The sequence below is a fragment of the Pantoea sp. SO10 genome, assembly GCF_005281435.1.
Classification (GTDB): Bacteria; Pseudomonadota; Gammaproteobacteria; order Enterobacterales; family Enterobacteriaceae; genus Pantoea; species Pantoea leporis.
Genome location: NZ_CP040095.1, coordinates 1,286,790 through 1,301,888, shown reverse-complemented (window position 1 = coordinate 1,301,888; position 15,099 = coordinate 1,286,790). Strand labels below are relative to the sequence as shown.

The following is a 15,099-nucleotide window of genomic DNA, read 5'->3' as shown; positions in this document are numbered from 1 at the left end:
ACTGGACGACACGATGCATAAAACGGAATAGATCATGGCTTCATTGCAAATTTCGCAAGGTACGTTTCACCTTAGCGACACCCGAGCACTGTCCCTTAACGATTTAACCCTCAACAGCGGCGAAAGCTGGGCGTTTGTCGGCGCCAACGGCAGCGGCAAGTCATCGCTGGCGCGCGCCCTTTCCGGCGAGTTGCAGCCCGGTAAAGGCAGCGTGCAGCAGGATTTTCAACGCCGTACGCGCCTGTCGCTGGAGCAGCTACAGAAACTGGTCAGCGATGAGTGGGAACGCAACAACACCGATTTGCTAAGTGAAGGCGAAGACGATACCGGTCGCACCGCCGCACAGATCATTCAGGATGAAGTGCAAGATGCGGCGCGCTGTCAGGCGCTGGCGCAGCAGTTTGGCATCACTTATCTGCTCGATCGTCGCTTCAAATATCTCTCCACCGGCGAGACGCGCAAAACACTGTTGTGTCAGGCGCTAATGGCGCAGCCGGATCTGCTGATTCTCGATGAGCCTTTCGATGGGCTGGATGTGGCGTCGCGCGCCAGCCTGGCGCAAACCCTCAACGATCTGCATCAAAGCGGCTATAGCGTGGTGCTGGTGCTCAATCGCTTTGATGATATTCCCGATTTTGTCGGGAAGGTCGGCGTGTTGGCCGAATGCACGTTAACCCACGTGGGCGATCGGCGGGCGATTCTGGCCGAAGCGCTGGTGGCGCAGCTGGCGCACAGCGAGAAGCTTGCTGGCATGGCGCTGCCGGAGGCGGATCAACCCGATCAACTGCCGCAGCTGGCCGAAGATGCGCCGCGCGTGATACTGCGCAACGGCGTGGTGTCGTACAACGACAAAGCGGTGATTGATGGCCTGAACTGGCAAGTTAAACCCGGTGAACACTGGCAGATTGTGGGGCCGAACGGCGCGGGTAAATCCACCCTGCTCAGTTTGGTAACCGGCGATCATCCGCAGGGTTACAGCAACGATTTGACGCTGTTTGGCATCCGACGCGGCAGCGGTGAAACCATCTGGGACATCAAGCAGCACATCGGTTACGTCAGCAGCAGCCTGCACCTCGATTATCGCGTCAGCTGTAATGTGCGCACCGTGGTGCTCTCCGGCTTCTTCGATTCGATTGGTCTGTATCAGGCGGTGTCCGATCGGCAAAAAGCGCTGGCGCGTCAGTGGCTGGCGCTGCTCGGTATGGATAATCAGCTGGCGGATGCGCCGTTCCACAGTTTGTCGTGGGGCCAGCAGCGGCTGGTGCTAATTGCGCGCGCGCTGGTGAAACATCCCACGCTACTCATTCTCGATGAACCGTTGCAGGGGCTCGATCCGATTAACCGCCAGCTAGTGCGCCGCTTTGTCGATGTGCTGATTGGCGAAGGCCGTACGCAACTGCTGTTTGTCTCCCATCACGCCGAAGATGCGCCGAAGTGCATCACCCATCGCCTGAGTTTTGTCGCGCAGGAACAGGGTTACGGTTTCCTGCAAGAGTCGCTGCGTTAAATGGCGGTTGCCATAAATAGCGTAATGCTCGTCAATTAAGACATGAAAAACCCTTATTAACGAGAGCACACATTGTAGCGGCGCAATTCATTGCGCGATAAATCGCGCCGCTACGGAAGGTGCGGTGATTTGATACGGCGCTTAACTGAGCGGCGTTACGCCATCAATGGTGACCCTTATATCTACATGTATCTAATGTGCATAGCGCCATTGCCAAAATAATTCGAGCTGCGGCAAGCAGCAGCAGTTCGAAGTATGAAGGCAATGTAAGCGTTACCATTTCATCGCCTGGTAATTCAACAAACACACGCAACAACCCCACAAAATGAGAATCGTCACCTTGTGTAAACGATACCATTTATCCAGACTGGATCACGCTTTCACGCTGGTCTTTGTGCTACTTTGATCAAAATCATTTTTATCTGTTTGCCGTTTACCAGGACTCATCATGGAAAAATTTAACCCGGTCGATCACCCGCATCGCCGTTATAACCCATTGATCGATCAATGGGTGCTGGTCTCACCCCATCGCGCTAAGCGCCCGTGGCAAGGTGCGCAGGAAACCCCGGCACTGGAGCAACTGCCAGCGCACGATCCTGACTGTTTCCTCTGTGCCGGAAACACCCGCATTACCGGTGACAAAAACCCTGACTATAAAAGCACTTACGTGTTCACCAATGACTTTGCCGCGCTGATGACTAACACGCCAGACGCACCGCAAAGCGACGATCTGTTGATGCGCTGCGAAAGTGCACGCGGTACTAGCCGGGTGATCTGCTTCTCGCCGGATCACAGCAAAACGCTGCCGGAACTGCCGCTGAGCGGGCTGGAAGATATCGTGCGGACCTGGCAGGAACAGACTGCCGATCTCGGCCAGCACTATCCGTGGGTGCAGGTGTTTGAAAACAAAGGCGCGGCGATGGGCTGCTCCAACCCGCATCCGCATGGCCAGATTTGGGCCAACAGCTTCCTGCCGAACGAAGCGCAGAAAGAAGATGACAACCAACGTCACTATTTTGCCGAGAAAGGCACGGCGCTGCTGGTCGATTACGCTGCGCGCGAGTTGAGCGATGGCAGCCGTACGGTGGTGGAAACCGAACACTGGCTGGCCGTGGTGCCGTGGTGGGCGGCGTGGCCGTTTGAAACCTTGCTGCTGCCGAAAGCCCATGTGAAACGCATCACCGATCTCTCCGAGCCGCAGCGCACCGATCTGGCGCTGGCGCTTAAGCAGCTCACCAGCCGCTACGACAACCTGTTCCAGTGCTCTTTCCCCTATTCGATGGGCTGGCACGGCGCGCCGTTCAACGGCGAAGCCAACGATCACTGGCAGCTGCACGCACACTTCTATCCGCCGCTGCTGCGTTCAGCCACGGTACGCAAATTTATGGTTGGCTATGAAATGCTGGCCGAAACCCAACGTGATTTAACGGCGGAACAGGCAGCTGAACGTCTGCGTTCTGTCAGCGATGTCCATTTCCGCGAGGCGCAATAAATGTCATTAAAATCCATTACTCAACAGGTTTTCGCTGACACTTTCGGCTATCAGGCGACACACAGCATTCAGGCACCGGGCCGCGTCAATCTGATTGGCGAACACACCGACTACAACGATGGCTTTGTGCTGCCGTGTGCCATCGATTATCAAACCGTGATTGCCTGCGCCAAACGCGACGATCGCCAGGTGCGCGTGATTGCCGTCGATTACGACAATCAGCAGGACAGCTTCTCGCTGGATGCGCCGATTGAGCCGCTGAAAGAGCCAATGTGGGCCAACTACGTGCGCGGCGTGGTGAAACATCTGCAAAAACGCGATGCCAGCTTTGGCGGCGTTGATATGGTGATCAGCGGCAACGTGCCACAAGGCGCGGGCCTGAGTTCTTCGGCGTCGCTGGAAGTGGCGGTCGGTACCGTATTCCAGCAGCTGTATGCATTAAACCTCGATGGCGCAGCGATTGCGGTGAACGGTCAGGAAGCGGAAAACCAGTTTGTCGGCTGCAACTGCGGCATCATGGATCAGCTGATCTCGGCGCTCGGTCAGCCGGATCACGCCATGCTGCTGGATTGTCGTACGCTCGGCACGCGCGCGGTATCAATGCCGGAAGATGTCGCGGTGGTGATCATCAACTCCAACTTCCGTCGTAGCCTGGTGGGCAGCGAATACAATACGCGTCGTGAACAGTGTGAAACTGGCGCACGCTTCTTCAATAAACCGGCGCTGCGCGATGTGACGCTGGAAGAGTTTGAAGCCTCTGCTGGTGAGCTGGATGTGTTGGTGGCAAAACGCGTGCGTCACGTGATTAGCGAAAATGCGCGCACGCTGGAAGCCGCCGATGCGTTAAGCGCGGGCGATCTGAAACGCATGGGCGAACTGATGGCCGAATCGCACGCCTCAATGCGTGACGATTTCGAAATCACCGTGCCGCAAATCGATCAGCTGGTTGAGATTGTGAAAGCAGAAATCGGTCCGCGCGGCGGCGTGCGTATGACCGGCGGCGGTTTCGGTGGCTGCATCGTGGCGCTGATGCCAACCGATCTGGTCGATGCGGTGAAAGCGGTGGTCGCTGAGAAGTATGAAGCGCAAACCGGCATCAAAGAGACCTTCTACGTGTGCAAAGCGTCCGCAGGAGCAGGCCAATGGTAAGTGATGTGAATTCACACGCGCCAGACGGGCAACCGTGGCGCATCACCGTGCTGCGCAATCGCAACGGCATGGTGGCTACTTTTATGGATTGGGGCGCGACCTGGCTGTCAGCGCGCGTGCCAATGTTGGATCACAGCGTGCGTGAAGCGCTGCTCGGCTGTGCCACGCCGTCCGATTATCTGCATCAGGATGCTTATCTTGGCGCGACGATTGGCCGCTACGCGAACCGCATCGCCTCGGCCGAACTTAAGCAACTCAATTTACAGCTGGCGGCTAATCAGGGCGCACATCAGCTGCACGGCGGGCCGCAAGGTTTCGATAAACGTCGCTGGCAGATTCTCAGTCAGAGCGAAAGCGAGGTGCACTATCGCCTCGATTCGCCCGATGGCGATCAGGGTTATCCCGGCAATGTGATCGCCAATGTCATCTATCAACTTGATGACGATAATTGCTTGTCGATTCGCTATGAAGCGCAAACCGACAAGCCTTGCCCGGTCAATCTCACCAACCATGCTTACTTTAATCTTGATGCGCATCATGGTGATGCGCGCCAGCATCGCTTACAACTGCACGCCGATCGTTACCTGCCGGTGGACAGCGAAGGCATTCCTAACGCGCCGCTGAAAGAGGTGGTGGGAAACAGTTTTGATTTCCGCCAGCCGAAGCGCGTCGCCGATGAGTTCCTTGCCGATGACGATCAAAAAGCGGTGAAAGGCTATGACCACGCCTTTTTGCTTAACACCGCTGGCGACAGCAGCCAGCCCGCCGCCCATTTATGGTCTGCCGATGGCAAGCTGGAGCTGAGCGTGTTTACTGCCGCTCCGGCGCTGCAGTTCTACACCGGCAACTATCTGGCGGGAACACGCGCCCGTGAGCAGGACAGCTATACTGCTTTCCAGGGCATCGCTCTGGAGAGCGAATTTTTACCGGATTCGCCTAACCATGCAGAGTGGCCGCAGCCCGATTGCTGGCTACAACCCGGCGACAGCTGGCAGTCCGTGACGCGTTATCGCTTCACGCCGCACTGAGCCACCGGATGAAAAACGCGCACTGCGCTGCCGACAGGCTTACGCCGTGCGTTGTTTTCCGCTATGGTATGGCGCTATTAGTGAGCCGCTTCTCAGTGGCCGCAGCCGGTTTCAATACTAATCGTAAATCGAGCATTAAGGAGTAAAGCTATGGCCGTAACTAAGCTGGTACTGGTGCGACACGGCGAAAGCCAGTGGAACCAGGAAAACCGCTTCACCGGATGGTACGACGTTGACCTGTCTGACAAAGGTCGCACTGAAGCCAAAGCAGCCGGTCAGCTGCTGAAGAAAGAAGGTTTCGTGTTTGATTTCGCTTACACCTCAGTGCTGAAGCGCGCTATCCATACCCTGTGGAACGTGCTGGATGAGCTGGATCAGGCTTGGCTGCCGGTTGAAAAAACCTGGCGTCTGAACGAGCGTCACTACGGTGCGCTGCAAGGTCTGGATAAAGCAGAAACCGCCGCTAAATACGGTGACGAGCAAGTGAAACAGTGGCGTCGTGGCTTTGCTATCACGCCACCAGAACTGGATCGCGCTGATGAGCGTTTCCCAGGCCACGATCCGCGTTACGCTTCACTGACTGACACGCAGCTGCCAACCACCGAAAGCCTGGCGCTGACCATCGAACGCGTGATTCCTTACTGGAACGAAAGCATTCTGCCGCGCATTAAGAGCGGTGAGAAAGTGATCGTTGCTGCACACGGCAACTCACTGCGTGCGCTGGTTAAATACCTCGACAACCTGAGCGAAGACGAGATCCTCGAACTGAACATCCCAACTGGCGTGCCGTTGGTGTATGAGTTCGATGAGAACTTCAAGCCACTCAAACGTTACTATCTGGGTGATGCTGATGAGATTGCTGCGAAAGCCGCAGCCGTAGCCAACCAGGGTAAAGCGAAGTAAGCGAACGCTGAAACGCAAAAAGGCCAGACGCAAGTCTGGCCTTTTTTATTGCTGCATTAGCTTAGCTGCGGCGCTGTTTGACCGCCTGAGCCAGCTGACGCAACGCCTTCTCAGTGTCTTCCCAGCCGATACAGGCATCGGTCACGCTCTGGCCGTACACCAGCGGTTTGCCGCTTTCGAGGCTCTGATTACCTTCCACCAGATGACTCTCGATCATCACGCCAGTAATCGCCTGCTCACCACCGGCAATTTGCTGTGCCACGTCGTCGGCAACCACCATCTGACGTTGGAACTGCTTGCTGCTATTAGCATGGCTGAAGTCTATCATCACTTGCGGACGCAAGCCTGCTTTCTCCAGACCGGTTTTCACGGCCGCCACGTGTTCGGCGCTGTAGTTCGGCTCTTTGCCGCCGCGCAGGATGATGTGGCAGTCTTCGTTACCGCTGGTTTCGACTATCGCCGAGTGACCATATTTGGTGACTGACAGGAAGCAGTGTGGCGCGCTGGCCGCACCGATGGCGTCAATCGCCACTTTGATGGTGCCGTCGGTACCGTTTTTGAAGCCCACCGGGCAAGAGAGGCCGGAAGAGAGTTCGCGATGCACCTGCGATTCGGTGGTACGTGCACCAATCGCGCCCCAGCTCATCAGGTCGGCCATATATTGTGGCGTGATCATATCGAGGAACTCACCGGCGGCTGGCAACCCGATATCGTTGATATCCACCAGCAGCTTGCGCGCCAGGCGCAGGCCGTCGTTGATCTGGAAGCTGCCATCCATAAACGGATCGTTGATCAGCCCTTTCCAGCCCACCGTGGTGCGCGGTTTTTCAAAGTAAACGCGCATCACCACTTCGAGATCGTCTTTCAGCTCATCACGCAGTGCCAGCAGGCGCGTCGCATACTCTTGCGCAGCCTGGGTATCATGAATTGAGCACGGACCGATCACCACCAGCAGACGATCGTCTTCGCCATGCAGAATGCGGTGAATCGCCTGACGTGACTGCGCTACGGTTGCAGCCGCTTTATCGGTGGCGGGGAATTTTTCAAGCAAAGCAACAGGAGGCAGTAACTCTTTGATCTCTCTGATGCGTAAATCATCGTTCTGGTAATCCATACACAATTCCATTCAAATTTCTGGCCCAACGTCCGTCGGGCGCAACCCGCCCACTTTAGCCCTTCACGCGGTGGGTGTAAATTACGCACCGCGCTTAAAATGTACATCTCAAATTTGCATTTATATATCCATGCACTAAGCTTTTTAAATGTAAGCACTAAGGAATGATGTGTTTGCAAAATTAAATTTTTAAGTGAAGCGTATAAGGTGGATTTTATTCCATCACGGCACGCTATTTTCGTCACTCAACACCAGCGGGTGTTAGACGGCAACTATCCATTAATTACTGGAGCATAATGATGAATAAGTTTGCAATGATCTTTCTGACAGCAGCGATGACCATGGGTAGCGGTGCTGTAATGGCTGCGGATAACAACAATGGTGCGGCCAACGCTTCAGCTGAAGCCGGTGCAGCAGCTGGCGGTGCAAAACAGAATCTGCCACCTAATAATGTTGATAACAGCAAAATTAACAGCGGTAGCACCAATACCAACAGCGCAGCAACGTCAGGCACTGACTCAAGCAATATGTCAGCCAGCCAGGTGCACAAAAACAGCATGTGCAAAGACGGCAAATGCCCGGACATGAATAAAAAAGTCGACACCAAAGAGGGTGGCGGCCACGTGAAACATAAAACAGATGGTACTTCGCAATAAGGTTCCTTCTGTTTGACCAAGGGAGAGCTTCGGCTCTCCCTTTTATTTTGCCTCCCGCCCTTTTCCGCTATGCTGAAGCAATGAAATTCACAGGAACTGTTTCATGGCTTCATTGCTGCTTATTGATGATCACCCGTTAGTTGCCGTCGCACTGGAAGCGGCTTGCGTTAACGCTCCTATCACGTTGAACATTCACGCCGCTGGCGACGAAGCGCAGGCGCGCCAACTGCTTCAACAACATCCCATCGATTTAATAGTGCTGGATATCGGTTTACCCGATTGCGACGGACTCGAACTGCTGCGCCGGTTGCGCGTGCGTAATCAGCACTGCCCGGTGTTGATCTATTCCGCGCAGCAGAGCCGCCACACGCTGCTCAGCGCCGTGTCGCTTGGCGCTGCCGGTTACGTGGTGAAAAGCCAAAGCATGGCGCAACTGCTGAGCGCGATTCTGGCGGTGCTAGGCGGCCAGCAGGCTTTTCCGCCTCTGCCGGAACGTATCGAACTGCCGTTAACCGAGAAAGAGCAGCAGATTGTAGCGCTGCTGGTGCGCGGCCTCTCGAATCTGCAGATTGGCGAACAGCTGCATATCAGCAATAAAACCGTTAGCACCCACAAGAAGAACATCCTGGAGAAAACCGGCGTACAGTCGGTGGTTGAGCTGGCTGAGCTGTGGAAAGCGCAGCAGTGAGGATCTGTTTGCTGCTGTGTACGCTGCTGCTGAGTGTGATGGCGAAAGCCGATCTGCAACCCGCCAGCAGCGTGATGTTACCCGCGATGATGCCAGCCCCACACGCCGAGCCGTGGCCCGGCGCAACGTTGCGCGTCGCGGTGCCGGCACAAAACAGCGCGCCCTGGGCAATGCGTATTGGCGATCACCTCTGGGGCATCGACGCCGACTATCTCAGCGCCCTAAGCCAGTTGACCGGTACGCATTTCACGCTGCAAAGCTATGCCGATCGCGCGCAGCAACTGGCAGCCTTGCAGCGCGGCGAGGTGGATTTGGTGTTAAGTAATCAACATGCCCAGCTCCCATCCGACGTGCTGCTCAGCGACAGCTGGTACAGCAGCCCGATTCGCATTTATCGTAACCGGGATAATCAGCGCGCGGTGATGTTCAATAGCGAAACCGCGCAGCTCACCATTGCCGAAGCGACGCTGGCACAGTTGCCCACTGAATTTGTTCAGCAGCATCGCTGGCACACCTTGCCGGGCGATCTGCAGGCGCTGTATGCGCTGCTCAATCAGCAAAGCGATTATCTGGTCGCCGATGAAGCCAGCGCCGGTTTCTTGCTGGGCCAGCTGCAGCAAGGACAAATTTACCAAATCACTGCCGATCCTGGCGCGGGCGAATTAACGCTACGCGCAATGACGCGCAATGCCGCGCTGATCCACTGGCTTAACAGCCAGCTGCGTCTGCTGCCCGCCGAGTTCAGCAGTCGCGTTCAGCAGCGCTGGAGCCCGCCGCTGCTGCGTTATCAGGACACACAAACTCTGATGCTGTCGGCCAGCGAAAAGCAGTGGCTGGCGCAACATACTGAGATTCCGTATGCGGTTGAGGCGGATAACGCGCCCTGGAGTTATCGCGACAGCAGCGGCAACGCGCGCGGCTTCGGCATCGACATGCTGAACGCGCTGAGCCAAAGTACCGGCCTGCGTTTTACCCCGCGCTGGGTCAACAATCCGCAGCAGGCCGCCACGCTACTGCAGCAACAGCAGGTGATGCTCAACCTGTTGCAGCCGCTTTATGGCGACGATCCCGGCAGCAATACTTTGCCGGTATGGCGCGCCATTTGGGGCATTTACACGCTTGCCACGCATCAGCCAATGAACTGGCAATCGTTACAAGGCCAGCGCGTGGGCGTATTACGCGACGATCTCGCCATACGTTTGCTGCCGTCAGGTATTACGCCGCAACCGTTCGACGATCGGACGCAGCTGTGGCAAGCGCTGAATAACGGTCAGATCGATGCGCTGGTAGATAACGTGCTCTCTGCCCGCTGGCGTATGGCGAGTCACGAAGATAATCGTGTGCATCTGGCGTTTGCTGCCAGCGATATCGCCTGGCCGCTGGCGCCGCAGGTCAGTGCTGAACAGCCTGAGCTGCGCGCCCTGCTCGACCATGCATTGCAGCAAATCCCGCCTGATACGCTCAACCAGATGCGCGTCAGCTGGTCACAGCCGCCGCAGCCCGGCACGACGATGGCGATGCGCAATATTCCGCTGATGATTTTGCTTGCGGCAGGCGTAATTATTCTGTTGCTGTTGGGCTTGCTGGCGCGTCGTTACTGGCAGCAGCGCCGTGACCGATTGCAGCGTGAGCAGGCCGAACGCGCCAATGCCGCCAAAAGCCAGTTTCTCGCCACCGCCAGCCACGAACTGCGCACGCCGATGCAGGCGATACTCGGTTTGCTGGAGCTGGAACAGCAGCAGCATCCGAGTGAACGGCTGGCGCTGATGCACAGCAGCGCGCGGTCGCTGATGGCGCTATTGAACGACTTGCAGGATCACGCGCGTATTGAGAGCCAGAGCTTCCGTCTGGCGCCGCGCCCGCTCAATCTGACGCTCTGGCTGCAGCAACAGCAGCAGTTTTATCATCCCTTAATGCGCGATGCCGGGCCGAACCTGATTGCCGAAGCGCTAACACCGCTGCCTGCCAGCGTGTTGCTGGATGGCGATCGCCTGCAGCAGGTGGTGAATAATCTGGTGGCCAACGCCCTGAAATTTACCCGCGAAGGAGAAGTGCGCCTGTCGCTGGCGGTCAGTGAGCACATCCAGCTTACGGTCACCGACACCGGCAGCGGCATCCCGCTTAACGAGCAGGCAAAACTGTTTAAGCCGTGGTATCAGGCGCCGTCCGGCAAAAGCCATGCGGTGCAAGGCAGCGGCTTAGGTTTGTTTATCTGTCGCGAGATTGTGCAACGAATGGGCGGTACGCTAACGCTCACTTCAGCACCGGGCAGCGGCACCACGGTCAGCGTGCAGCTGCCATTAGTGGTGAGCGAAGAGCCGTTAACCGAGCGCACAGCCAGCTTGCCTGTTTACCCGCAGCTGCGCGTGGCGATTGTGGACGATCACCCGACCAATCTTTTGGTGATGCAGCAGCAGCTGGCGATGTTTGGCGTTGAGGCGCAGGTATTTGAAGAGGGCCGGGCGCTGCTGCGCGCCGATGCTCAGCGCGCCTTCGATATTCTGTTTATCGACCAGATGATGCCGCGCCCGGATGGTTTAACGCTGCTGCGTATTCTGCGCCGTCGTCAGCGCCAGCGCGGCAGCACCTCGCTGCGCGTGCTCTGCTCTGCAGATGTTCAGTTGCTGAAAATCGCCTTGCTGGATGACGAAGCTCTGCTGCTCAAACCCATTGAGCTCGATCATCTGGCACCGCTGCTGGCGCGCGCAGTAAAAGATCCATTGGATGTCTTGCCAAACAGCTTACTGATTCTGGCGCAGGATAATCAGGCATTTATTCCGCGCATCTGTCAAACCTTGCAGCGCACGCTGCAACAGGATCGGGATTTGCTGTTGAACGCGCGCGATACACAAAATTGGACGGCGCTGGAACAGGCTGCACACCGCATGAAGGGCAGCTGGTTGATGCTGGGCATTGATGAGGTAGCCGAGCGCTGTCAGCAGTTGATTGAGCAGGTTAAACAGCAGCAGTTGCCGCTTGATGATCTCAATTTACTGATATCATTAACAAACAGGTTACTTAAACAACTGGATAATTATGGCACACACGCATTCTCACGGGACCGCTAACGGCAACCGCACGCGACTGGCCGCGGCGTTTGCCGTAACGGCGCTGTTTATGGTGGCCGAAGTGATCGGCGGGCTGGTTTCTGGCTCGCTGGCGCTGCTGGCCGATGCCGGACATATGTTGACCGATGCCGCCGCGCTGCTGATGGCGTTACTCGCGGTGCAGTTTGCCCAGCGCAAGCCTAACGCGCGCCATACCTTCGGCTTGCTGCGTCTCACCACCTTAGCGGCGTTCGTCAACGCCATTGCGCTATTGGTGATTACGGTGCTGATTGTCTGGGAAGCGCTGCGTCGCTTCTATGAACCCCAGCCGATTGCCGGCGGATTGATGCTCGGCATCGCCATTGCCGGTTTGCTGGCCAATCTGCTGTCGTTCTGGCTGCTGCATCGCGGCAGCGAAGAGAAGAATCTCAACGTACGTGCGGCGGCATTGCATGTGCTGGGCGATTTGCTGGGTTCGGTCGGTGCGATTGTCGCGGCGGTGATCATCATGCTGACCGGCTGGACGCCAATCGACCCGATTTTGTCGCTGCTGGTGTCATTGCTGGTGGTACGTAGCGCCTGGTCGCTGCTGCGCGAGAGCCTGCATGAGTTGCTGGAAGGTGCGCCGGGCCATATCAACGCGGATAAACTGACACGTGAGCTGACGCGCAATATCGATGAAGTACGTAACGTGCATCACGTTCATTTGTGGCAAGTGGGTGAAAAACCGGTGCTGACGCTGCATGTGCAGGTGATTCCGCCATACGATCATGACGGCCTGCTTAAGCGCATTCACCACTATTTGCATGAGCACTATCAGATTGCCCACGCCACGGTGCAGATGGAATATCAGCCGTGCAGCGGGCCGGACTGCGAGTTGTGTTTAGATAATAGCGCCGCGCAGCACGATCACCACGATCATGCTGCGCTGGAAGGTCACGCTCATCATCACTGATGGGACAGCGCGCGCGAGCCATGTTCGCGTGCGCTTTGCATCCACAGGCGCGAACCGTTAAGCGCAATCAGCGTCAGAATCGCGTACTCCAGTGACATGGCATATACGCCCTGACGCGCAAAGATCATCACGCTGATAACGTTGATCACCACCCAAAGCAGCCAGTTCTCAACATATTTTCGCGTCATCAAAATCATCGCCACAATCGACAGCACCATCATGCACGAATCCCAGAACGGGAACGCGTCAGGCTGCAGTTGCGGCATCGCCACGTTAAGCCCCAGACTCTGCATAATGCCGACCGCTGTTTTGGTCAGGAAGGCAAAGACCGGATCGATGTACACCGTCATCAGCGCAATCGCCACCACGCACGCCGCGCCCCAGCCCAATGCTTTCGGCAGCGGCAGCCAGCGAATTCTCAGCTCCGTTTCGTTGTTAGAGGTTTGCCGACTCCACGCGTACCAGCCGTAAACGTTGGCGACGAAGAAGAACAGTTGCAGCAACAAGCTGGCGTAGAGCTGAATCTGGAAGAAAATCACCGCGAACAGCGTGACGTTTATCAGCCCGAAAAAGTAGTTGATGATTTTCTCAAGGCTGGCGAGCCAGATGCAGAGCAGGCCCGCAAGGGTGCCAACGGCTTCGATCCATGAGAGATCGTAACCGCCAACGCCGATCGGAATGTGAACCAGAATATTTTGCGTGCTAAAGAAGTCCATATTAGGTGCCTGTGTAACGGGAGCCCGTCATGCATTCCCTTTGATTTTAAGTTTAAGATCTGCAGCAAAGGATAGCATGCGGTTGAGCGGTAGCAACGCGGCCTCACGCAACGCGCTATCCACATGGATCTCATGCGCGCTGCCGCCACGCTCCAGTCCTTCAGCAATCGCTTTCAGGCCGTTCATCGCCATCCAAGGACAGTGCGCACAGCTGCGGCAGGTGGCGCCCTCGCCTGCGGTGGGCGCTTCCAGCAACTCTTTGTTCGGCACCGCCTGCTGCATTTTGTAGAAGATGCCGCGATCGGTGGCGACGATCATCTGCGGATGCGGCAAACTTTGCGCCGCCTGAATCAGCTGACTGGTGGATCCCACCGCATCAGCCAGATCGACAATCGCCTGCGGTGATTCAGGATGCACCAGCACCGCCGCATGCGGATAGAGCGCCTTCATGCGTTGCAAAGCCTGTGTTTTGAATTCGTCATGCACAATACAGGCACCCTGCCAGCACAGCACATCCGCGCCGGATTTTTGCGTGACGTAGCGGCCGAGATGGCGATCCGGTGCCCAGATGATTTTCTCGCCGAGGCTATCGAGATGCTCAATCAGCTCAACCGCGATGCTCGAGGTGACGACCCAATCCGCGCGCGCCTTCACCGCCGCCGAGGTGTTGGCATACACCACCACCGTGCGATCGGGATGCTGATCGCAAAAGCGGTTAAATTCTTCAATTGGGCAACCGAGATCGAGCGAGCATTCCGCCTGCAAGGTGGGCATCAGCACGGTTTTTTCCGGGCTAAGGATTTTTGCGGTTTCACCCATAAAACGCACGCCCGCCACCAGCAAGGTTTTAGCGGGATGGGTGCTGCCGAAACGGGCCATTTCCAGTGAGTCCGATACGCAGCCGCCGGTCTCTTCCGCCAGCGCCTGAATTTCGGGATCGGTGTAGTAATGCGCCACCATCACCGCATCGCGTTCTTTCAGCAAGCGTTTGATTTTGTTTTTATAATGGGCTTTTTCATCGTCGCTGAGACGTGCCGGTTTCGGAGGGAAAGGATAGATCGCGCTTTCAGGATCGAACATCAGACTCATGACACGGCTCTCGTTTTCTCAATTTAACAAAATTGCCTGTTACGGCAATGATGCGGCATCAAAACCGCCATCGTGTTTTATATGCTAAACACGATAGCGGAATTGCGCGAGAGTGTCGTCTCTTTTTTGCGCGCTCTACAGCAACAATGCGCTGCTCAACGTTTTCTGCGGACTTTCCAGCTCCAGCAGGAAGGCTTTAACGGTGAGCCCACCTGCAAAACCGGTAAGTTTGCCGTTGCTGCCAATCACGCGATGGCACGGCGCCATAATCGACAGCGGATTTTTACCGTTCGCTGCGCCCACGGCGCGCACCGCTTTCGGATTGCCGATCTGCTCGGCGATTTGCAGGTAGCTGCGCGTTTCTCCAAACGGGATGGTGAGCAGCGCCTGCCACACTTTTTTCTGGAACTCGGTGCCGACGGTGTCGTACGGCATATCAAACTGCTGACGCTCACCGGCGAAATATTCGCGCAGCTGGCGTTCGGCCTCACACAGAATCGGATGCTGATCGTTACGGCTGATCGGTTTCAGCGGCACGCGCTGCGCCCCTTCGTTTTCCCATAGAATCGCCGACAATCCTTTATCGGTGGCAACAAGCGTGAGCTCACCAACGGGCGTCGCGATGATTTTGGCATGATACATGGTGCACCTCCGGCATATTCTCTGCTGGCGATTATCGCATTTCCGTCGCAGGAAACTGGCTGTTTTCGGTCATCAGCATAAACTGGTTAGCTGTCCGAAAGCAGCGAGTTTTC

General features: G+C 56.5%; 13 protein-coding genes. 9 read left to right on the top strand and 4 right to left on the bottom strand.

Annotated elements, in window-relative coordinates:
- The first annotated feature begins 34 nt into the window (after nucleotides 1-34).
- From modF to gpmA, 5 genes are all read left to right on the top strand, one after another.
- A complete protein-coding gene (gene modF / locus FCN45_RS06010) occupies nucleotides 35-1,507 on the top strand; it encodes a molybdate ABC transporter ATP-binding protein ModF (RefSeq protein ID WP_137385395.1) in 1,473 nt (490 codons plus the stop codon).
- A gap of 448 nt (nucleotides 1,508-1,955) precedes the next feature.
- Entirely contained in the window at nucleotides 1,956-2,999 is a 1,044-nt protein-coding gene (gene galT / locus FCN45_RS06005) for a galactose-1-phosphate uridylyltransferase (RefSeq protein ID WP_137385394.1), read from the top strand.
- Nucleotides 3,000-4,148, top strand: coding sequence for a galactokinase (gene galK, locus FCN45_RS06000; RefSeq protein ID WP_137385393.1), 1,149 nt, complete (start codon nucleotides 3,000-3,002; stop codon nucleotides 4,146-4,148).
- Nucleotides 4,142-5,176, top strand: coding sequence for a galactose-1-epimerase (galM, locus tag FCN45_RS05995; protein WP_137385392.1), 1,035 nt, complete (start codon nucleotides 4,142-4,144; stop codon nucleotides 5,174-5,176). The genes galK and galM overlap by 7 nt, the downstream gene beginning before the upstream one ends.
- 150 nt (nucleotides 5,177-5,326) lie before the next feature.
- Nucleotides 5,327-6,079: a 2,3-diphosphoglycerate-dependent phosphoglycerate mutase gene (gene gpmA / locus FCN45_RS05990; RefSeq protein WP_137385391.1), complete on the top strand. Its 753-nt coding sequence runs from the start codon at nucleotides 5,327-5,329 to the stop codon at nucleotides 6,077-6,079.
- A 61-nt stretch (nucleotides 6,080-6,140) separates the two neighbouring features.
- On the opposite strand, the gene aroG is transcribed toward gpmA, so the two are convergent.
- Entirely contained in the window at nucleotides 6,141-7,193 is a 1,053-nt protein-coding gene (aroG, locus tag FCN45_RS05985) for a 3-deoxy-7-phosphoheptulonate synthase AroG (protein WP_110865751.1), read from the bottom strand.
- Between the two features lie 299 nt (nucleotides 7,194-7,492).
- On the opposite strand from aroG, the gene FCN45_RS05980 reads away from it, so the two are divergent.
- The 4 genes from FCN45_RS05980 to zitB all read left to right on the top strand — a co-directional run bounded on the left by FCN45_RS05980 (nucleotide 7,493) and on the right by zitB (nucleotide 12,539).
- Nucleotides 7,493-7,849: a YbgS-like family protein gene (locus tag FCN45_RS05980; RefSeq protein WP_192414256.1), complete on the top strand. Its 357-nt coding sequence runs from the start codon at nucleotides 7,493-7,495 to the stop codon at nucleotides 7,847-7,849.
- A gap of 103 nt (nucleotides 7,850-7,952) precedes the next feature.
- On the top strand, nucleotides 7,953-8,537 hold the full coding sequence (locus FCN45_RS05975; RefSeq protein ID WP_137385389.1) for a response regulator transcription factor: 585 nt from the start codon (nucleotides 7,953-7,955) through the stop codon (nucleotides 8,535-8,537).
- Between the two features lie 38 nt (nucleotides 8,538-8,575).
- The gene (locus FCN45_RS05970; RefSeq protein WP_137386857.1) at nucleotides 8,576-11,605 is read left to right on the top strand and encodes an ATP-binding protein; all 3,030 of its coding nucleotides are present in this window, start codon (nucleotides 8,576-8,578) and stop codon (nucleotides 11,603-11,605) included.
- Nucleotides 11,574-12,539, top strand: coding sequence for a CDF family zinc transporter ZitB (gene zitB / locus FCN45_RS05965; protein ID WP_137385388.1), 966 nt, complete (start codon nucleotides 11,574-11,576; stop codon nucleotides 12,537-12,539). The genes FCN45_RS05970 and zitB overlap by 32 nt, the downstream gene beginning before the upstream one ends.
- Here the strand turns inward: zitB and pnuC are convergent.
- From pnuC to FCN45_RS05950, 3 genes are all read right to left on the bottom strand, one after another.
- Nucleotides 12,533-13,255 (bottom strand): nicotinamide riboside transporter PnuC, encoded by a 723-nt coding sequence (gene pnuC / locus FCN45_RS05960; RefSeq protein ID WP_137385387.1) that lies wholly within the window; start codon nucleotides 13,253-13,255, stop codon nucleotides 12,533-12,535. The two genes, zitB and pnuC, sit on opposite strands and share 7 nt — an antisense overlap.
- Before the next feature lie 27 nt (nucleotides 13,256-13,282).
- On the bottom strand, nucleotides 13,283-14,344 hold the full coding sequence (nadA, locus tag FCN45_RS05955; protein ID WP_101763203.1) for a quinolinate synthase NadA: 1,062 nt from the start codon (nucleotides 14,342-14,344) through the stop codon (nucleotides 13,283-13,285).
- 135 nt (nucleotides 14,345-14,479) lie between these two features.
- Nucleotides 14,480-14,986 (bottom strand): methylated-DNA--[protein]-cysteine S-methyltransferase, encoded by a 507-nt coding sequence (locus FCN45_RS05950; RefSeq protein ID WP_101763204.1) that lies wholly within the window; start codon nucleotides 14,984-14,986, stop codon nucleotides 14,480-14,482.
- Between the last annotated feature and the right edge of the window lie 113 nt (nucleotides 14,987-15,099).